16 protein-coding genes are annotated in these 20,114 nt (G+C 67.0%); 9 read left to right on the plus strand and 7 right to left on the minus strand.

The genetic code is table 11. The features are described from left to right. Positions 1-51: 51 nt before the first annotated feature. Positions 52-1,473 carry an MFS transporter gene (locus tag AC1DZQ_RS17735; protein ID WP_476964728.1) on the minus strand — a complete coding sequence of 474 codons (1,422 nt, stop codon included), beginning with the start codon at positions 1,471-1,473 and terminating at the stop codon, positions 52-54. Positions 1,474-1,630: 157 nt separating this feature from the next. Here AC1DZQ_RS17735 and AC1DZQ_RS17740 point away from each other — a divergent pair, with 157 nt between their 5' ends. Both AC1DZQ_RS17740 and AC1DZQ_RS17745 read left to right on the plus strand, forming a co-directional pair. Beyond that, on the plus strand, positions 1,631-2,515 hold the full coding sequence (locus AC1DZQ_RS17740; protein WP_476964729.1) for a hydroxymethylpyrimidine/phosphomethylpyrimidine kinase: 885 nt from the start codon (positions 1,631-1,633) through the stop codon (positions 2,513-2,515). Positions 2,516-2,547: 32 nt separating this feature from the next. After that, a complete protein-coding gene (locus AC1DZQ_RS17745) occupies positions 2,548-2,904 on the plus strand; it encodes an iron chaperone (protein WP_476964730.1) in 357 nt (118 codons plus the stop codon). 118 nt (positions 2,905-3,022) lie between these two features. On the opposite strand, the gene AC1DZQ_RS17750 is transcribed toward AC1DZQ_RS17745, so the two are convergent. The 3 genes from AC1DZQ_RS17750 to AC1DZQ_RS17760 form a co-directional block, all read right to left on the minus strand. Beyond that, complete coding sequence (locus AC1DZQ_RS17750) at positions 3,023-4,279, minus strand: serpin family protein (RefSeq protein ID WP_476964731.1); 1,257 nt, start codon at positions 4,277-4,279, stop codon at positions 3,023-3,025. An 80-nt stretch (positions 4,280-4,359) separates the two neighbouring features. Then, a complete protein-coding gene (locus AC1DZQ_RS17755) occupies positions 4,360-6,108 on the minus strand; it encodes a pyruvate dehydrogenase (RefSeq protein ID WP_476964732.1) in 1,749 nt (582 codons plus the stop codon). A gap of 84 nt (positions 6,109-6,192) precedes the next feature. After that, the gene (locus AC1DZQ_RS17760) at positions 6,193-7,704 is read right to left on the minus strand and encodes a helix-turn-helix domain-containing protein (protein ID WP_476964733.1); all 1,512 of its coding nucleotides are present in this window, start codon (positions 7,702-7,704) and stop codon (positions 6,193-6,195) included. A 141-nt stretch (positions 7,705-7,845) separates the two neighbouring features. Here AC1DZQ_RS17760 and aceA point away from each other — a divergent pair, with 141 nt between their 5' ends. Together aceA and aceB are read left to right on the plus strand one after the other, a co-directional pair. Continuing rightward, a complete protein-coding gene (gene aceA, locus AC1DZQ_RS17765) occupies positions 7,846-9,162 on the plus strand; it encodes an isocitrate lyase (RefSeq protein ID WP_476964734.1) in 1,317 nt (438 codons plus the stop codon). Positions 9,163-9,466: 304 nt separating this feature from the next. Next, on the plus strand, positions 9,467-11,131 hold the full coding sequence (aceB, locus tag AC1DZQ_RS17770) for a malate synthase A (RefSeq protein ID WP_476964735.1): 1,665 nt from the start codon (positions 9,467-9,469) through the stop codon (positions 11,129-11,131). 205 nt (positions 11,132-11,336) lie between these two features. On the opposite strand, the gene AC1DZQ_RS17775 is transcribed toward aceB, so the two are convergent. The 3 genes from AC1DZQ_RS17775 to AC1DZQ_RS17785 form a co-directional block, all read right to left on the minus strand. Then, positions 11,337-11,951 carry a dihydrofolate reductase family protein gene (locus tag AC1DZQ_RS17775; RefSeq protein WP_476964736.1) on the minus strand — a complete coding sequence of 205 codons (615 nt, stop codon included), beginning with the start codon at positions 11,949-11,951 and terminating at the stop codon, positions 11,337-11,339. A gap of 188 nt (positions 11,952-12,139) precedes the next feature. Next, positions 12,140-13,285: an MFS transporter gene (locus tag AC1DZQ_RS17780; protein ID WP_476964797.1), complete on the minus strand. Its 1,146-nt coding sequence runs from the start codon at positions 13,283-13,285 to the stop codon at positions 12,140-12,142. Positions 13,286-13,458: 173 nt separating this feature from the next. Beyond that, a complete protein-coding gene (locus tag AC1DZQ_RS17785) occupies positions 13,459-14,670 on the minus strand; it encodes an ROK family protein (protein ID WP_476964737.1) in 1,212 nt (403 codons plus the stop codon). A 178-nt stretch (positions 14,671-14,848) separates the two neighbouring features. On the opposite strand from AC1DZQ_RS17785, the gene AC1DZQ_RS17790 reads away from it, so the two are divergent. The 5 genes from AC1DZQ_RS17790 to AC1DZQ_RS17810 all read left to right on the plus strand — a co-directional run bounded on the left by AC1DZQ_RS17790 (position 14,849) and on the right by AC1DZQ_RS17810 (position 20,085). Then, positions 14,849-15,955: a Gfo/Idh/MocA family protein gene (locus AC1DZQ_RS17790; RefSeq protein WP_476964738.1), complete on the plus strand. Its 1,107-nt coding sequence runs from the start codon at positions 14,849-14,851 to the stop codon at positions 15,953-15,955. Beyond that, a complete protein-coding gene (locus AC1DZQ_RS17795; RefSeq protein ID WP_476964739.1) occupies positions 15,952-16,761 on the plus strand; it encodes a hypothetical protein in 810 nt (269 codons plus the stop codon). Before AC1DZQ_RS17790 ends, AC1DZQ_RS17795 begins: the two co-directional genes overlap by 4 nt. A gap of 125 nt (positions 16,762-16,886) precedes the next feature. Further along, the gene (locus AC1DZQ_RS17800; protein ID WP_476964740.1) at positions 16,887-18,212 is read left to right on the plus strand and encodes an ABC transporter substrate-binding protein; all 1,326 of its coding nucleotides are present in this window, start codon (positions 16,887-16,889) and stop codon (positions 18,210-18,212) included. 11 nt (positions 18,213-18,223) lie between these two features. Continuing rightward, positions 18,224-19,192 carry a carbohydrate ABC transporter permease gene (locus AC1DZQ_RS17805; protein WP_476964741.1) on the plus strand — a complete coding sequence of 323 codons (969 nt, stop codon included), beginning with the start codon at positions 18,224-18,226 and terminating at the stop codon, positions 19,190-19,192. Next, a complete protein-coding gene (locus tag AC1DZQ_RS17810) occupies positions 19,192-20,085 on the plus strand; it encodes a carbohydrate ABC transporter permease (RefSeq protein WP_476964742.1) in 894 nt (297 codons plus the stop codon). Before AC1DZQ_RS17805 ends, AC1DZQ_RS17810 begins: the two co-directional genes overlap by 1 nt. Positions 20,086-20,114: the final 29 nt, after the last annotated feature.

Raw genomic sequence — 20,114 nt, forward strand, 5'->3', positions numbered from 1 at the left:
GCCGCCGACCCGCCGTCGTTCTCCCCCGAAGCACTCTCAGTGTTGTGGCGCCTAGCGGCGCGAGGCGTCGATGAGGTCCTTGTTCTCGTCCGTTCCCGTGCCCTTGCCCTTGTCCGCGCCCGCGTCGACAGCCGCCGGCGCCCAGGCGTGGCCCTGCTCGTCGTCCAGGTGCGTGGACTTCTTGTTCTTCAGGGCGAAGATGTAGACCAGCAGGGAGATACCGATGGCCACGGTGACGTAGGTGAAGAACAGTTCTTCCTGGCCGGCCTTCTGCAATGCCGCCCCGATGAGCGGGACGGTGCCGCCGAAGAGCGAGTTGGCGATCGCGTAGCCCAGACCGACGCCGAGGGCACGGATGGACGCAGGGAACAGTTCGGCCTTCACGAGGGCGTTGATCGACGTGTAGCCGCCCACGATCAGCAGGCCGCCCATCATGAGCAGGAACGCGGTCATCGGATCCTTGGTGCCGGCGAGCGCGGACAAGAGCGGCCAGGTGAACAGGACGCCGGTGATGCCGAACCACAGCAGCAGCGGCTTGCGGCCCACCTTGTCCGAAATGATGCCGTACACCGGCTGGAGCAGCATGAAGATGAAAAGCGCCCAGAAGTTGATGACCGAGGTGTCCGTCTTGGCGATGCCGGACGTATCGTTCATGAACTTCAGGATGAAGTTGGTGTACGTGTAGAACGCCACCGTGCCGCCAAGGGTGATCCCGATGCAGATCATGAGCGGCTTCCAGTAGCTGATGAACAGCAGCTTCATGGTTCCGGGCTGCGCCTGGCCCGCCACTGAAGGGGCCTTTGCTGCCTCGATCTGTTCGGCCGAGACGGTCTCCTCCATGGAGCGCCGCAGCCACAGGACCACCAGGGCGGCCACGCCGCCGATCGCGAACGGGATGCGCCAGCCCCAGTCGGTCAGCTCGGCCTTGGGCATGGCGTTCTGCAGGACCACGAGGACCAGCAGGGCCAGCATCTGTCCGCCGATCAGCGTGACGTACTGGAAGCTGGAGAAGAAGCCGCGGCGCTTGGAGGTGGCAGCCTCGGACATGTACGTGGCGCTGGTGCCGTACTCACCGCCCACGGAGAAGCCCTGGATCACGCGGATCAGGACCAGCAGGATAAGGGCCCACAGGCCGATCACGTCCTGGGTGGGCAGCACGGCGATGGCGAAGGAGCCCGCGGACATCATGGTCACGCTCAGCGTCAGCGCGGCCTTGCGGCCCTTGCGGTCGGCGTACCGGCCGAAGAACCAGGCACCGATCGGGCGCATCAGGAACGAGGTCGAGAAGACGGCCATCGCCTCCAGACCTGCCTGGAGCTCGTCCGTGGAGTTGAAGAAGTGCGCCTGGAAGTAGGCCGCGAAGACGGTGTAGACGTAGAGGTCGTACCACTCGACAAGGTTGCCGGCCGAGCCCTTGAGGATGTTGCCGACGGCTTTCCGGGTCTGGGCCGCTTCGGACAGTGGGGTGCTCATCAATGAACCTTCCTGGATCCGGCGCCGCTAGTAAGCAACACCGTCCGCCACCCTAGTCCGCGTGATTCGGAACACTAAAGTTTTGTTCATACTGTTCATGGAATGCCTGTTCATGAGCACAATGCGGGTGGTTTTGGCGGGATGGCAGGATGGGACCATGACTTCTACCGCATTCGATTCCGCTGCCCTGGCAGTTGCCGATACCGCCGCCGACGCCTTCTCCTCCCCCGCCGTCGCGCTGACCATCGCAGGCTCCGAAGCGACCGGCGGCGCCGGCGCGCAGGCTGACCTGAAGACGTTCCAGGAACTCGGCGTCTTCGGGATCGCCAATCTGACCTGCATCGTGTCCTTCGACCCCAAGGACAACTGGAACCACCGCTTCGTCCCGGTGGACCAGCAGGTCATCGCGGACCAGCTGGAAGCGACGACGGCGGCCTACGGTGCCGCGTCCGGCGCACCGGCCGTGTTGGACACCGTCAAGATCGGCATGCTGGGCAGCCCGGCGACGATTTCGACCGTGGCCGCGGCGCTGGCCGGCGGGCAGTTCGCCAACGTGGTGCTGGATCCGGTGCTGATCTGCAAGGGCCAGGAACCGGGGCACGCCCTGGATACCGACCAGGCGCTCAAGTCCCACATCCTACCGCTGGCCACCTTCGTCACGCCGAACCACTTCGAGGCCGAGTCGCTCTCCGGGCTGGAAATCACCGACGTCGAGTCCCTCAAGGCCGCCGCGGTCCGCATCCATGAGCTCAGCGGCGCCGCGGTGCTCGCCAAGGGCGGCGTGCGGCTGGAAGGCCCCGACGCCGTCGACGTCTACTACGACGGCGAAACACTGGAAGTCCTGTCCGCCCCGAAGGTGGGCGAGGTGGCCGTGTCGGGCGCCGGGTGCTCGCTGGCCGCTGCCGTGACGGCCGAGCTCGCCAAGGGTGCGACGCCGCTGGCCGCCGCCCGCACGGCGAAGTTGTTTGTGACCGCCGGAATCCGGAACCGGGTGGCCTCGGGTGCCCCGTTCGATGCCTTGTGGCAGGGCGGGCCGCGCTAACTCGTTGCAGGGGATCGTCGGAGGGAACGGCAATGGCACAGCATTTTGAGTCCGTGGAGGAGTACATCGCCTCGTTTCCTGCCGAAGTGCAGGACGTGCTGCAGGAGATCCGGCGGCGCTGCCATGCCGCGGTACCAGGATCAGGAGAGATGATCAGTTACGGCATCCCGACGATCACGCTCGACGACAAATACGTGGTGTATTTCGCGGGCTGGGCGCACCACATCTCCGTCTACCCCGCGCCCGACGGCGACCACTCGTTGAGCGCGGAAATCGCGCCGTACCGCGCCGCGAAGGGCACGCTCAAGTTCCCGCTGCGCAAGCCTGTCCCGTACGAGCTGATCGGAAAAGTCGCCGCGGCCCTGGCCCGGGAACGCAGGGGTTCCTGACCTCAAGGTCGCCGGAGCGACACGCCAAGCCGCCGAGTTCGCCGGTGCCCCTCCAGTTCGCCGGAAGTTTACAGCGGACTGGAGAGCTTCCGGCGATTTGGATCCCGGTGGCTACCCGTCAGCGCGGGTCCGAAACCGTCCCCATGAAGAGCGGGAGCCCGGTCTCGGTGTGCACGATCTGGTAGTGGAACGGCCGGTCGAAGTCGATGGTCTGGTCCGGGAGGGGCTGCACACCGGTCACGGCACCGTTAATCTGCGTCACCGCCGCGGCCACCGTTCCCTTCTCCGCAACGGTGATGTTGGCGGCCTGCGCGGCCTGCGTGATGGTGAGCCTGCTCTGGATGGCGTCGAAGTCTTCGGTGGTGACCAAGGTCTTGGCCAGCCCCAGCGATTCGAATACCTTCCGAAGCTCGAAGCTGCTCTTGTGGTCCCACTTGGGCAGGGAGATCTGCACGGAGACTTCCGGGGCCGTGTCCAGGGCCGCCGCAATCTCCGCCAGCTTGGCGACTGTGAGGGTCTCCGGTCCTAAGCCGGGACCGGGCAGCACCAGCCGCATGGCAAAACCTTCTGCATACGGCAGCTCCACCGCCCGCCAGCCAGCACCCTCCGCATAGGCCAGCTCCAGCTCGTTGTGCATCGTTGGCACGCTGATTTCCTCGCCACCTGACTTGGTGAAGGGTCCGTCCGAGGTGTCGTTGGGGTCGAAAGGCGACTGCCATGCCGCGGCGAAGTACAGGGCGTTGAGCAGGCTGAAAGTGTTGTCGCGATCGTACTCCGCGGGTGCCTTCTTGATTCGGCCGCCCGTGTTCTTGTCTACCCAGGCATCCAGTGCAGGCTTGGTGGCGCCCTCATCCCGGAAGGCCACGGGGTACACCCCGGTGCCATAGTGCCTGGCGAGGGTTTCCAGGTAGTTCTTTCCGGTCGGTACATCCTTGTCCACAAAGAAGCCATTGGCCGCATGCATGACCGGCTTCCGGGGCGGGTCCTTTTCGTCCACCGTGCCGGGATCGCCGTCGTACGCCGCCAGCGACCCGAGCAGGGCGTTCATGGCCTCATCCCGGTTGGCGTCCGGGAGCCCAAGCACCTTGTCCATTTCGACGGCGGTGTCCCCGGAGGCCCCTGCCCTCAGCATTGCGAGGGCTATGAGCAGGCTGCCCGGGGACGACACCACGTTGCCTTCGGACCCTTCACCGCCGTCGGCCAGGAGGGCGGCTCCCAACGTCAGGGCGGATGCCCGGAATGCCTGAAGTTCGGCAGCGTACGCGGCGCGGTCCACCGCAACCCGCTCAACGCCGTCGGCCTTCAACAGCGCCGGCGGCGGGGGCGAACACGCTGTGAGCGCCACGATGGTCCCCGCCGCCACAATTCTTGCCATGCGGTGACTCTTCATGACCACTCCCCTCGCCTCATTGGTGCTCAGTTCGCCGGAATGTCTCCAGCTACTTGGATATTGGTTCAGCGCCGCGGGATGTTCCGCAGGTTACTCCGTGCCATGCTGACGGCCTCGCCGGCGCCCCGGTTGAGGACCACCTTGGACATGGCCGTGGCGAAGCCCAGGATCTGCGCGCCCTTGATCTTCGGCGGGAGGGACAGCGCCTTGGGATCCGTGATGAGCTCCACGAGCGACGGGCCGGGGTGGGCGAAAGCTTCCCGGTACGCGGCCTCGACGCGGGACGGGTCCGTGACCCGGACGGCGTGGAAACCCAGGGCCCGGGCCACGTCCGCATAGTTGGCGTCCGGGACGTCGACGCCGAAGTCGGGCAGCCCGTCCACCAGCATTTCGAGTTTCACCATGCCCAGGGTGGAGTTGTTGAAGACCACCACATTGACCGGCAGCCGGTGCGCGGCGACCGTGATGAGCTCGCCCAGGAGCATGGACAGGCCGCCGTCGCCCGAGACCGAGACCACCTGCCGGCCGGGGTAGGCCAGTTGGGCGCCAATCGCGTGCGGCAGCGCGTTGGCCATGGACCCGTGCAGGTAGGAGCCGATCAGCCGGCGGGTGCCCAGCGGGTTGATGTACCGGGCGGTCCAGACATTGCACATGCCGGTGTCAGCCGTGAAGATCGCGTCCGCCGCCGCCACCTGGTCCAGCAGCGAGGCCGCGTATTCCGGGTGGATCGGCTGTTTTGTCCCTACGTTCCGGGTGTACGCGCCCACGGCCTTGTTCATCAGCCGGTCGTGCTTCTTCAGCATGGAGTCGAGGAAACGCCGGCTCTTCTTGGCCTTGAGCAACGGCATGAGGGCAGCGAGCGTGGGGAGCACGTCGCCGTGCACGGCGACGTCGACGTCGGTCCGCCTCCCCAGTTTGTGCGCGGCCCGGTCCACCTGCGCTGTCCGGGTGCCGGGGAGGAACTGGTCGTAGGGGAAGTCGGTACCCAGCAGGATCAGCAGGTCCGCATCCTCGATGCCCTCGGCCGCGGCACCGTAGCCCAGAAGTCCCGTCATGCCGATGTCATACGCGTTGTCGTACTGCATGAAGTCCTTGCCGCGGAGGCTGTGGCCGATCGGCGCCGCAATCAGCCCGGCGAGCGCCACCACCTCGTCGTGCGCGCCCTCGACGCCGGCCCCGGCAAAGATCGCGACCTTTTCGGCGGCGTTGATGGCGTCGGCCAGTTCCTGAACGCTGGCGGGGTCCGGCGTCAGCGTCGCCGGCCGGAACGCGGCAGCGGCCGGGGTTGGAGCTGTCGCCTCCAGCCCGGCGATATCACCGGGCAGGGTCACGACCGCGACGCCCCGGAGCCCGACGGCGTGCTGGATGGCGCTGTGCATGACCCGCGGCGCCTGCTCCGCGGTACTAATGAGCTCGGAGTAGACCGAGCATTCATTGAAGAGCCGGTCCGGATGGGTTTCCTGGAAGAAACTGCTGCCGATCTGCTTGCTGGGAATGTGCGAGGCGATGGCCAGCACGGGCGCCCCGGAGCGGTTGGCGTCATACAGTCCGTTGATCAGGTGCAGGTTGCCGGGCCCGCAGGAGCCTGCGCACACCGCGAGCCGGCCGGTCAGCTGGGCTTCCGCCGCCGCGGCGAACGCAGCCGCCTCCTCATGCCGGACATGGATCCAGTCAATGCCGCCCTGCTGCGAGCCGCCGGTCTTGCGGACGGCGTCGACAATCGGGTTGAGACTGTCCCCCACGATCCCGTAGATCCGCTGCACACCGGCAGCCTGGAGTTGTTCGATGAGCTGGGTGGCAAGTTCCTTGGCCATGGGTGCACGCTCCCGCGAGGTGGATCGATGAGCTGACACAGGCCAATATAGTCCGCGCTGCTGACAGCCACCCCCAAGGGAGGCTCAGTTCCCCGAGTGCGCCTGCAGGAAGGTGTAGACCTCGGTCTCGTCCACGCCCGGGAAAGCACCAGGGGGCATCGCGGCCAGCAGGTGGGAGTGGGCCCGGGCCGAGGGCCACGCGTTGCCGGCCCATTCGGCGGTCAGCGACGCGGGCGGGCGGCGGCAGCAGCTTTCGTCCGGGCAGGTGGACTTGGACCGCTCCGTGGTGTCGCGGCCGCGGAACCACTTGACATGCGCATACGGGACACCCACGGACAGGGAGAATTCCCCGTTCGCGGAGCGTTCCGTCCGGGCCGTGCACCAGTAGGTCCCGGCCGGGGTATCGGTGTACTGGTTGTACGCGCTGAACTTGTCCGGGACGTCGAACACCACCCTGGAGGTCCAGTTCCGGCACGAGAACTGGCCCTCGATGGCGCCGGTGTGGTCCTGCGGGAACGTTACGCCGTCGTTCTCGTAGGCCTTGTAGATGATGCCGCTCTTGTGCGTCTTCTGGAAGTGGGTGCGGATGTCCAGGTGCTGGGTGGCCAGGTTGGTGAAGCGGTGCGCGGCGGTCTCGTAGGACACGGCAAAGGCGTCCCGGATGTCCTCGACCGCGATTTCCTTCGCCTGCTTGGCCCGCTGCAGGAACTCCACGGTGGCCTGCTCGGGCAGCAGGAGCGCGGCGGCGAAGTAGTTCGTGGCCACGCGCTGCATGAGGAAGTCGCCGTAGTTGTTGGGCGTCTGGTGGCCCAGGACGTAGTGGCCCAGCGCCTGCAGCAGCACCGAACGGGGGTCGTGATCGCTGCGGCCGTTCTGCGTGAGGTAAATTCGGCGGTTCTTAAGATCGGTCACCGAACGCGTGGAATGGGGCAGATCCCCCACGTGGTGGAGGCTGAACCCGAGGTGCCCGGCGATGTCCGCAATGACGTGGTGGGACAGCGGTCCGCTCGTGTGGCCCACCGAGGCCAGGACCTTCTGCGCCTCAGCCTCGTACTCGGGGAAGTAGTTGTTCCGCTCCCGCATCATCGCCCGCAGTTCACCGTTCGCGCGGCGGGCCTCCTCCGGCGTCGCCACCTGCTCGTTGAGGCGGCGTTCCAGCTCGTGCTGCAAGCCCACCATCGACTCCAGCACATCCATCGGAAGCCGCGAGCTGATGCGGATCTTCGGCAGGTTCAAGGACTCGTAGATGGGGCTGCGCTGGTACCGTTCCAGCTCGATCTCCAGGGCCGCGCGGCGGTTGGGCGGCTCCGCCCCGAGCAGTTCATCGATGCTCACCCCGAGCGCGGCCGCAAGCTGCTGGAGCAGGCCAAGCTTGGGCTCGCGCTTGCCGTTTTCAATCAGGCTCAGCTGGCTTGGGGCGGTCCCGACGGCGGCACTCAGGTCATCGAGCGTGAGCCCGGCGGCCTTGCGCAGATGGCGCACGCGGCGGCCCATGCTGATGACGTCCACCTCCGGCGCGGCGGGCGACGGCACGGACGAAGCTTGGCGGTTCCAGCTGGTTGAGTGCATTTCTTGAGAATATGCGAAGAAGTGCATTTCTTTCCAGTGCTGTGGTCTAGAAACCCCTTGGAAAGTGAAGAAAAGTAGATCTCACGGAAAGATTCACCATCCGGAACAACCAGCCAGGATCTGCAGAGACGCAGACTGGCCGGCCCCGGACCCACCAAGGAGACAAAGATGACTGCAGCATTTGAGCCCACCCAGCAGACGCCCGAGCAGCAGGCCGCCGCACTGGAGCTCGAGTGGGCCGCCAACCCCCGCTGGGAAGGTGTGACCCGTGACTACAAGGCAACGGACGTCGTCCGCCTCCGCGGCCGCGTCTCCGAGGAACACACACTGGCCCGCCGCGGCTCCGAAAAGCTGTGGAAGCAGCTCACGGAGGAGCACGGCACCGGCAAGTACACGAACGCCCTGGGCGCGCTGACCGGCAACCAGGCGGTCCAGCAGGTCAAGGCCGGGCTGCGCGCCATCTACCTCTCCGGCTGGCAGGTCGCCGCGGACGCCAACAACTCCGGCCACACCTACCCCGACCAGTCGCTCTACCCCGCCAACTCGGTCCCCACGGTGGTCCGGCGCATCAACAACGCGCTGCTCCGCGCCGACCAGATCGAGTTCTCCGAAGGCATCCAGACGGTCGAGGACTGGATGGTCCCGATCGTGGCCGACGCCGAGGCCGGCTTCGGCGGCCCGCTGAACGCCTACGAGCTCATGAAGTCCATGATCCAGGCCGGCGCCGCGGGCGTGCACTGGGAAGACCAGCTCGCCTCGGAGAAGAAGTGCGGCCACCTCGGCGGCAAGGTCCTGATCCCCACCCAGCAGCACGTCCGGACGCTGAACGCGGCCCGGCTCGCCGCCGACGTCGCCGGCACGCCGTCGGTCATCATCGCCCGCACCGACGCCGAGGCGGCCACCCTGATCACCTCCGACGTCGACGAGCGTGACAAGGAATTCGTTACCGGCGAGCGGACCCCGGAAGGCTTCTACAAGGTCCGCAACGGGATCGAACCCTGCATCGCCCGCGCCAAGGCCTATGCCCCGTACTCGGACCTCATCTGGATGGAGACCGGCACCCCGGACCTGGAGCTTGCCCGCAAGTTCGCCGAATCCGTCAAGGCCGAGTTCCCCGACCAGATGCTCTCCTACAACTGCTCCCCTTCGTTCAACTGGCGCAAGCACCTCGACGACGCCACGATCGCGAAGTTCCAGCGCGAACTCGGCGCCATGGGCTTCACCTTCCAGTTCATCACCCTGGCCGGCTTCCACGCCCTGAACTACTCGATGTTCGACCTCGCCCACGGCTACGCCCGGGAAGGCATGAGCGCCTACGTCGAGCTGCAGGAGAAGGAATTCGCCTCCGAGTCCCGCGGCTACACCGCCACCAAGCACCAGCGCGAAGTCGGCACGGGTTACTTCGACGACATCGCCACCGCGCTCAACCCGAACGCATCCACCCTGGCCCTCGTGGGATCCACCGAAGAAGGCCAGTTCCACTAATCCCCAGCCGCCCCCTCCGCTCGCAAGCTCGCGAGGGAACCCGACGGCAGTGGGCCCACTCCCGCCCAAGGTGAGCCGTTGATTCCGCTCACCCGAAGGCATGACGGCGGCAGGCACCCATGGTGCCGATGCCACCGGGGGCCGGGAAAGGTGATCCGGAAGCGTGCGTAAAAGGGGCCCTGTCCCCGCCCGGCCGAGCTCTGCGAGGCCCGCGGCGGGGACGGGGAGCACGCGGAGGATTGCCTTTTTCGGCCCCAAACCGCACCCCGCCGTCGAACTTTTGCTTCTCCAAGGAGAGATTGAGATGAACAGCTTCACTGACAACTTCACCATCAACGGGATCACGCTGACCGCGCAGCCGATTTGCCGGCAGAGCGAGGTTCTTACCCCGGACGCTTTGGCGTTTGTGGCCAAGCTGCACCGGGCCACGGCCGGGCGTCGGCAGGAGCTGCTGCAGGCCCGGCAGGAACGCCGCCAGCAGATCTCCAAAGGCCAGGACCCGCGGTTCCTGCGCGAGACCGAGGCCGTCCGGAACGACCCGAACTGGCGCGTCGCTCCCCCGGCCCCGGGACTGGAAGACCGCCGCGTGGAAATCACCGGGCCGGTCGATAAGAAGATGACCATCAACGCGCTGAACTCCGGCGCCAAGGTGTGGCTCGCGGACATGGAGGACTCCTCCACCCCGTCCTGGCGCAACGTGATCCAGGGCCAACTGAACCTCACGGATGCGCTGGAGCGCCGGATCGACTTCACTTCGCCCGAGGGCAAGGAGTACAAGCTGCGCCCGGCCGGGGAACTGACCACAGTTGTGGTCCGTCCCCGCGGCTGGCACCTGCCGGAAAAGCACATGCTCATCGACGGCACGCCGGTTGCCGGCGGGATCGTGGACTTCGGCCTGTACTTCTTCCACAACGCCCGGCGCCTGATCGCCCAGGGCAAGGGACCGTACTTCTACCTTCCGAAGATCGAGAACCACCTCGAAGCCCGGCTGTGGAACGACATCTTCATCCTGGCCCAGGACCTGCTGGGCATCCCGCAAGGGACCATCCGCGCCACCGTGCTGATCGAGACCATCACCGCGGCGTTCGAAATGGAGGAGATCCTCTACGAACTCCGCGACCACGCCGCGGGCCTGAACGCCGGCCGCTGGGACTACATCTTCTCCCTGATCAAGAACTTCCGCACCCGGGGCCCCCGCTTCGTGCTGCCGGACCGCAGCCAGGTCACCATGACCCAGCCGTTCATGCGGGCCTACACCGAACAGCTCGTGCGCGCCTGCCACAAGCGCGGCGCCATGGCGATCGGCGGCATGGCCGCGGCTGTCCCCAACCGCAAAGACCAGGAGGCCAACACGATCGCCTTCGAGAAGGTCCGCGCGGACAAGACCCGTGAGGCCGGAGACGGCTTCGACGGCTCGTGGGTGGCGCACCCGGACCTGGTGCCGGTCTGCCGCGAGGTGTTCGACGGCGTCCTCGGCGACCGCCCGAACCAGCTCGGGCGCCTCCGCGAAGACGTCACCCCGGACGACCGCGCCCTCCTGGACGTCTCCGCGACCACCGGAACCATCACCGAGCAGGGCATCCGGAACAACATTGAAGTGGGGATCCGTTACATCGAGTCATGGCTGCGCGGCAACGGCGCGGTGGCCATCCACAACCTGATGGAGGACGCCGCCACCGCGGAGATCTCCCGCTCGCAGCTGTGGCAGTGGATCTTCTCCCGGGCCATCACCGACCACGGCGAGGTCATCACCCGGGAATGGGTCGAGGACATGCTGGACGAGGAATTCGCCAAGCTGGAGCGCTTCGAGGGGGACCGTTTCGCCGACTCGCGGGACATCTTCGAGGAAGTCACCCTCAGCACCGAGTTCCCGGCCTTCCTGACGCTGCCGGCCTATGACCGCTTCCTGCATGAAGCGCGCGACGGCGCCGGCCCCAGCCGCGGGAAGGCAGCCTTGGTCCCGGCGTAGGACCCAAAGGCCCCGGGCGGCCGGGTCCGCAAAGAATTCCGTTTGCTGGGGTGCCCGCCCCTCGCAACAGGCAGCCCGAAATCCGGGTGGCAGCCCAGCAACGGAACACCTCTGCAGCTCGACAACGGCGTCGAGTTGTCAGCTAAGGCCCATGTTCCTCGCGGACATGGGCCTTAGCTCCTGTTGGGAGACCGCGCTAGCCCTCCTAAACGATGGCCGACATGTCGCCGACGCCAGGCGTGCCATCGGCGAGCGCGTAGCGCTGCAGCACCGCGCCCTTCGGTGAGGCGACCACGGGCTCGATGAGTGTGAGGTTCGTCGGAACCACCCCGTCGGCGAAGACCTTCTTTCCACCGCCGAGGAGGATCGGATAGACCCAGAGCGTGAGTCGATCGAAGAGCCGCTCGGCGAACAGGGTCTGCACGAAGTCGAGACTGCCGATGACGTGGATGTTCGCGTGCCGGTCGCGCAGTTCGCGCACGGCGGCGAGGACATCAGGACCGAGCAGTGTGGAGCCGGCCCACTCGAGGGTCGGCGTCTGGCGCGAGGCCACGTATTTCGGGAGACGGTTGAACAGCCTCGCAATGTCTCCCTCCGCGTGCGGCCAGTACGCGGCGAAAATGTCGTAGGTCCGGCGCCCAAGCAGCAGCGCGTCCATCCCCGCCATCCCGGAGTCGATCTGCTCGCCGACGACCTCGTCGAAGAGGGGCGCCTGCCAGCCACCAAACGCGAAACCGTCCTCAGCGTCCTCGTCCGGGCCGCCGGGCGCCTGCGCGACGCCGTCGAGTGTGGTGAACAGGTCGATATGGATGAGTCCCATGCCGTGCTCCTTCTCTGTCGCCCGTCGTCGCCCCGGCGACGGGATCACTTCGAGGCTGGCACACGAGCCCGCTGCAACGCAACGATTATCAACGGCTCGACACGAGCCCACTGCGCATCCGACAACACCTCAGCCGAGCCACACCATCAGCGCGCCACGAACACTGGGCGAAGGTCAGGCGACACGCGCTAGTGCGGTTTCGGCACTCGGCGCAGGGACAGTGCGGTGCCCAGGATGAACGCGCACACGGAACACAGGATCAGCAGCAGCGGTCCGGTCCAGGCGCCGGTGACCCCGTGGACGTAGCCCAGCAGGGTTGGCGCCACGGCCCCGAAGGAGTATCCCGTCCCCTGGACGACGGCGGACATCCGGGCCGCCGAGGCCTGGTCCCGGGCCAGCCGGATAATGGCCAGGAAGATCAGCGTGATGCCGCCGCCCTGGGCCACCCCTCCGAAGGAACACCACAGCCACCACAGCTCCGGAGCGAGCAACAGGCCCACCGGTACAGTGAGCCACAGCAGCCCAAGGGCGAGGCCCACCGCCGTCGTGCTGGCGAAACGGGCCGCCAGCGGCACGCCCAGTCCGCCCACAATGGCCAGGATCTGGAACAGCGAGGACCCTGCCCCGGCGGCCGCGGGGGCCATGCCGAGTTCGTCCGTCAGCAGGCTCGGCAGCCAGGCAGTCACGCCGTAGTAGGAGAACGCCTGCCCGGCGAACCCGAAGGTCAGTGCTGCCGTGATCCACCGGGACGTGAGCTTGCCGGATCGGCGCGGGTCCGTCGCGGGGACGGCGACAGGAATGAACGCCCGCCGGCCAACCGCGATCACCCAGACGGCGGCCGCCGCCACCGCGAAGAGGCCGCTCGCGGCAATCGCGGGCCGCCAGCCCAGGAGTTCAGCCAGCGGCGCCGACACCATGGAGGTCAGGAACGAGCCGATATTCAGCGCCGCGGTGTACGTGCCCATCGCCGCGCCCTGCCGGGCAGGGGTAAAGTCACGCCGGATGATCAGCGGGACCACGATGTTGCCGATCGTGATGGCAACGCCGAGGATCACGGTGCCCAGCATGACCAGGGCGCCCCCGCCGGCCGAGCGGACCACGACGCCGAAGAGCACGCCGAGCAGGGTCAGGGTGATGGCGAACTCGGGACCCAGCTTGCGCCCGGCCAGCGAGGCCAGCGGCGCGGCCAGGGCAAAGCACAGCACCGGGATCCCGGTCAGGAATCCCAATTCCACCGGGGTGAACCCGAGATCGTCCTCCAACTGGGCGATCACCGGGGCAACAGCCACCAACGGGCCGCGCATGTTCAGCGCGATGAGCCCGATCGCGAGCATGAGGAGCCAGCCGCGCGGCGCCCTGGTCCCGCTCACGGGGTGGGCCGCTGCCCGGCGGGCGGGCAGAAATATGCTTTCATCAGTCCCATTGCTATCACGGGCCCCCGCCGCGGCTGCGGTATGTGACGCTTCCGGAGGCACTGCTTCCGGGCGCACCGCTTCCCGGGACACCCCTAGCCCGTGGCCTGCAGGGTCGCCTCAATGATGGCGGGTGAGAGCACGTGCTGCGTGACCATCTGGCTGGCGCCGAGGATCGCGGCCTGGTCCCCGGCCCTGGACACACCGATCCGCAGGTGCGTCGTGGCCAGGGGCAGCGAGCGCCGGTAGACCACCTCGCGGACCCCCGCCATGAGGTGCTCGCCGGCTTGACCGAGGCTTCCGCCGATCACAATCACCGAGGGGTTCAGCAGGTTCACCACCGTGGAGAGGACGTCGCCGAGGTCCCTGCCGGCCTGCCGCAGCGCCTGGATGGCCTGCAGGTTCCCCTCCGCGACGAGCCGCAGCACATCGCCGCCGTCGTGCGCCGGCAGGCCCTGCTGCGTCAGCGCCTTGGCGACGGCGGGGCCGGAGGCCAGGGCTTCGAGGCACCCGTAGTTGCCGCAACGGCACAGCACGTCATCGCCGCGCGGAACCCGGACGTGCCCGAGGTCGCCGGCGGTTCCGTTGGCCCCGCGCTGAAGCTGGCCGCTGCTGATGATGCCCGCACCGATGCCGGTGGCCACCTTGATGAACAGGAAGTTTTCGTCCTCGGGCCAGTGCGCCGTGCGCTCCCCCAGCGCCATGATGTTCACGTCGTTGTCCACCAGGACCGGGACCGGAAGGGACCGCTGGACATGGCGGACGACGTCGAACCCGTCCCAGCCGGGCATGATTGGCGGCTTTACCGGCATGCCGGTGGCGTGTTCCACCGGCCCCGGGAGCCCGATCCCGGCGCCGGCCAGATCCGCAATGCCCCGGCCGGCCTCGCCGAGCAGCCGCAGCCCTTCCTCGATCACGCGGTCCAGGACAACCACCGGCCCCTCGGCGACATCCTGCGCCAGCCGGCGCTCCGCGAGCACTTTACCGCTGAGGTCCGTGACGGCAATGATCACGTGTGTGGCCCCGACATCCACCGCCAGCACGACGCGGGCGGCCGGGTTGAAGGCAAAGCGCGACGGCGGGCGGCCGCCGCTGGAGCTCGCCTCCCCGGCGGGGCCAACAAGCCCCGAGACCATCAGCGCGTCGATGCGGGAAGCGACGGTGGAGCGGGCCAGCCCGGTGGTCAGGGCCAGTTCTGCGCGGGTCCGGGCCTTGCCGTCACGCAGGAGCTGGAAGAGGTCGCCGGCGCGGGACAGGCTGCCGCCGGCCTCAGAGGCTGCGGACTCGGTACCGGTGGGCGTGCTCATGAGTAAGTGATAGCACGAAGATCTTCTGCATGTCACGCCGGAAAAGATTGACACGTAGTTTTCAACTTTTGCTTGACGCCCGTCAAAAGTATCTCTAGCTTTGGCTGTGAGCCAGATCACCGGCCCAAGCAGCCTCGCTGCCGGCGGACAGTGAAGGTACTACGAAGGGGTATGGAACTTGTCGAGCCAAGAGCACGCGGCACCGGCGCCGCTAGGTGTGGGGATCCTCGGGGCCGGACCCGTCACACAGGCGATCCACCTGCCGTCCCTCGCCAGGCTGCGGGACATCCTGGAAGTCCGCCACATCATGGACGTCGACCCGGCAGTAGCCGAGTCCGTGGCCGCACGGGTCGGGGCACGGTTCAGTACCAGCATGGAGGGGTTGCTGGCCGATCCCGCGGTTGAGATCGTCGCCATCTGCAGCCCGCACCAGTTCCACGCCGTCCAGGTGATCGCTGCCTGCCGCGCCGGCAAGAAAGCCGTCCTGTGCGAGAAGCCCTTCGCCATGAACGGCGCGGAAGCCGCGGCCATCGCCGCCGTGTCCGCCGAAACCGGAGTGCCGATCGTCGTCGGCGCCATGCATACCTTCGACCCGGGTTGGCTGGCCGCGGAGTCCGCCTGGGGCGGCCTGCCGGACCAGGTCCACACCGTCCGGTCCTCGATCGTCCTGCCGCCCAACCCCCGCTTCGAGGACTTTGCGACCGAGATCGTGGGCCGCACTCCCCCGCTGGCAGCCGCAACCGCTGCGTCGAGCGCTGACGCCGCCGACGCTGCCGCCGCCGTGAAAGCCAAACTGACCGGCGGCATTATGGGCCTGGCAATCCATGACCTTCCCCTGGTCCGCAGGTTTGCCCCGGACTTCCGGTCCGTCGAGGTCCTCCACGCCCAAACCATCCTGCCGTTCGGCTATGTCATCTCCCTCCGGGCGGGCAACGTGGGCATCGAACTGCGCGCCGCCATGAACGGAACCTGGGAGCCGTCCTGGACCTTCGAGGCCATCGGCGACGACGCGTCGCTGTCCATCGACTTCACCCCGTCCTACGTCCACGCGGGATCGGCGACCGCCCGGATCCGGACCGCTGCAGGCACCACCGTGCTCGGGCCTTTCGGCCACAACGGTTACGAGGGTGAATGGCGCAAACTCGCCGAACTCGCCCGCGGCACCGGAGTGGCCCCCCACCCGGAGACGCTCATCCACGATCTGGAATTCGCCCTCGCGATCGCCGACGCCGCCGCCGCCCGCGTCGATGCCGGCACCGCCGCCTTCGAGGGGGCCCGCGCATGACAACCCCACTTTTGGTCCAGGCCGGCCCGGACGCCGAACGGGCCGGCGCCGTCGGCGCCGTCGTCGCTTCCCTCCCAGTTTCCTTCGCCCCGGCAGGAAGCCAGCCCGACGTCGTCGCACTCGCCGGCACTCCCGGCTGGACCGCCCGGGCAACAGAGGCGGTCCGCGCGGGTGCCCGGGGCGTCGTCGTCGTTGATCCCGTGGCCGAAGACCCCGCGGCACTGGCCGCGGCAGCAGCCGAGGCGGGCACCGCGGTGGTTCTTGACCAGGCCTGGGCCGGAAACCCCGTCCTCGCGGAGTCCGCGGGCGCGGTCCGGAACGCCATCGCGGACGCACTGGCCGACGCTGTGCTGCTGGACTCCGTGGCGTGGGGTGCTCCCGGGACCGACCCGGAGATGCTGCTCACGCGGCATCTTGCAGCGGTACTGGCCTGCGGTGTCAAAATGTCCGGCCTGCGCGTCATCCAGCGCAACGCCAACGGCTACACCGTGATCGGCAGCCTCCCGGGCGGCGCACCGGCGGCCCTGCAGGGGATCACCACGTCCTCGGTCCCTGCCACGGCCACCGTTTCCGTCCTGACTTCCTCCGGACGGGCAGACATTACCTTGCCCGATGCCTCCGCAGGCTGGCCGGCGGAGGTCCGGTCGGTCACTGCCGCCGGGGCCACCACGTTCCCCACCCTCTACGAGTCGGCCCACCGGCACAGCTGGAGGCGGCTCCGCGCCGCCATCGACTCCGGCGTCCCGGAGGCCGATCTGGAACGGTTCGCCGTCCTGACCGCACTCGTCCGGCAGCTCCACGACTAAAACCGCACCAACTGCCCTAACTAACTGCACTAACTCACTGCACTGCCAGCAACATCTTCCGCATCAACTCACTGTCGAGAAGATCGGCCCGCGGCTCCGCCGGCCGATCATGAAAGGAAATCATCGTGACGATCAAGTCCTCTGTTACCTCCACCGCCTTCTCCCGCCGGGGATTCCTGGGCTTCGCCGCAGCCGCGGCCAGCGCACCGGTCCTGGCCGCGTGCGGCGGCGGCTCGGCGTCCCAGTCCGGGGGCGGCAGCGGCGTCATCAAGTTCTGGGATATGCCGTGGGCCACGCCGGCCTACAACGACGCCGCCAAGAAGATCGCAGAGGGCTACGCGCCGGCCTCGGGCAACCTCAAGGCCAGCTACCAGACCATCCAGTGGAACAACTTCTACCAGACGTTCTCCTCGGCCATCGCCTCCAAGACCGGACCCGCGGTGTCCACCGGCGGCGGCTTCCAGGCCTTCCAGTTCGCGCAGCAGGGCCAGATCGCCTACGCGGACAAGGTGGTGGAGGACCTAAAGACGAACGGCATGTATGACGACTTCCTGCCGGGCGTCCTGGAGCCGTTCAAGTCCGACAAGGGCTACGTGGCGGTGCCGTGGCAGCTGGACATGCGCGTGTTCTGGTACCGGAAGTCGCTGTTCGAGAAGGCCGGCGTGGCACTCCCCAGCGACTGGCCGACCCTGCTGGAGGCGGGCAAGGCACTGAAGAAGATCGGCGCCTTCGGTTTCACCACCGGGTCCGGTGCGGGCAACAACTACGGCAACCACTCCATGATCATGATGATGGTGAACAACGGTGGCGGCGTGTTCACGAAGGACGGCGAGCTGGACGTCATGAATGACCGCAACGTCGAGGCCATCGAGTTCATCTTGGAACTGGTCTCCAACGGCATCGTGGACCCCGCCGCGGTCAGCTACACCACCGACAACATGTCCGCACAGTGGAAGGACAAAAAGGCAGGTTTCGGCCTGTTCCAGGTCAACGTTCCGCAACGCGTCGGCGACACCTCGGGAGACCTTCTTGTCGCGGACCCCATCACCGGCCCCCACGGGGACAAAGCCACAATTGTCTTCCCCAACAACATCATGATGTACACGAACACGCCGTCGCAGGCATCGTCCGAGGCCTTCCTGATCTCCTACATGGGGCAGTTGAAGGAGCTGTGGCGCCAGAAGCTGATGTCTGCGCTGCCTGTCTTCAAATCGATCACCGAACTTCCCGAGTTTGCCAGCGACCCCAACAACGTCAAGATCGTCAAGGAATGGCAGCCCATCGCCAAGACCTTCGCGTCCCAGGGCAATACGCTCAACGCCAACCTTGCCGTGCTCGACGGCGGCCAGGCCCTCAACCAGTTCACCCAGACCATCCTCACGGGCAAGACTGACGCCAAGTCTGCGCTGCAGACGTTCCAGTCCGGACTGCAATCCGTCCTGAAGAAGTAAGCGCACCTTCCATGGCACTGACCACAGCCCAGACCGGCCTGAGCCGGGCCCACCGGGGCGTTGCCCCCGGCGGGCCCGGCAAGCCCGCCAAACCTGCCAACCGCAAGAGCAAGCTCAGCTCGCAGACCCGCAAGACGTTCTTCTGGCTCCTGCTGCCCTCCGTCGTCCTGCTCGTCCTGATCCATGGCTACCCCCTCGTCTACGCCGGGGTGCAGGCCACCCATGACGGCTCCCTGATCGAGACCGGCGACTTCGTCGGCCTAGACAACTTCGCCAATGTCCTGGCGTCCGAGGCCTTCTGGAAGGCGGCCCGCTTCACCCTGCTGTTCACGATCGTGGGTGTCTTCGGTTCGTGGCTGCTCGGGCTGGGCCTGGCCCTGCTGCTGCGCACCAAGATCCCGGCCGGCGGACTCTTCAAAGTTCTCCTGCTGCTGCCGTGGGTGGTCCCCATCGTGGTGTCCTCGACCGCCTGGAACTGGCTGGTGGGCACCCCGGACAGCCTCATCCCGAGCATGTTCCGGAACCTCGGATTGGGCACGCCGCTCTTCCTGGCGGACCCGACCCTCGCGGCCATCACCGTCATGGTGTTCAAGGTGTGGATCAGCTTCCCGTTCATGATGATGATGACCTCGGCGGCCCTGGCTTCCGTGGACACCACCGTCTATGAGGCCGCCAGCATGGACGGCGCGAGCCGCTGGCAGCAGTTCAGCCAGATCACGCTGCCGCTGATCGCCCGGTCCACCTACATCAGCTGGATCCTCATGACGATCTTCTGCGTGAACGACTTCCCCACCATCTACCTACTCACCGGCGGCGGACCCGTGGATGCCACCACTTCCCTCGTGGTGCTGGCCTACCGGACCGTCTTCCAGGACTTCCAGACCGGACCGGGCGTCGCGATCGCCTTCCTCATGACCATTACCCTCGTGGTGATCTCGGTCATCCTGTACCGCCAGATCCGAAAGTCGAGCGTCGAATAATGAGCGCAGTAGTCCACGCCCACCCCCAGTCCGGCCCGATCCTCGGAATCGCCGACGCCGGCAAGCCCAACCGTGCCCTGTCCGACGCGGGCCTGCGCGGCCGCTGGTGGCGGTTCGCCTTGATCCTGGCCATCACCGCCGTCGTGCTCGTGCCCATCATGGTCACCGTCGTTCTCGCCTTCACCCCCGGTCCCACCAGCACAGCCACGGGCTTCACGCTGGAGAACTTCGGCTCCGTCTTCTCGGAGACGCTCGCGTCGACCTGGCTGCAAAACAGCCTCATCACCACGCTCAGCACGGTGGTGGTCGCGGTGGCCGTCGCCGCACCGGCGGGGTACGTCCTCTCCCGCGGCCGCAGCAAGGCAGTCTCCGGCTACTCGCTGCTCCTGTTCGTCATGCAGTCGCTGCCCATCATCACCTCGGTGGTGCCGCTGTTCATCCTGTTCGCCGGGATGGGCCTCGTGGACAACCTGATGGGCCTGACAATCATCTACGTCGGCTCGACCATGACCGTGGCCACCTGGATGATGGCCGCCTACTTCGATTCCATCCCCATCAGCCTGGAAGAAGCATCTTGGATCGACGGCTGCTCTGTCTTTGGCAGCTTCACCAAAGTGGTGCTGCGCAACTCCCTCCCGGGTGTCCTCTCCACCGCCATCTTCGCCTTCCTGCTGGCCTGGAACGACTACCTGGTGGCCATCGTGTTCCTGCGCTCCACGGAAATCTTCACGCTGCCCATGGGCGTGCAGTCCTTTTTCCAGCAGAATCAGACGGACTGGACATCCGTCATGGCCTTGGCCGTGATCATGATGCTCCCGCCCATCATCGTCTTCGCCGCCCTCAACAAGTACTTCAGCGTTGGCGGCATCGGCGGCTCCCTCGCCGGCCGCTAGCCCTGTCCCCCACCTCGCCGGCCGCAAGG

This window comes from Arthrobacter sp. P1_C12_2 (genome assembly GCF_056406415.1).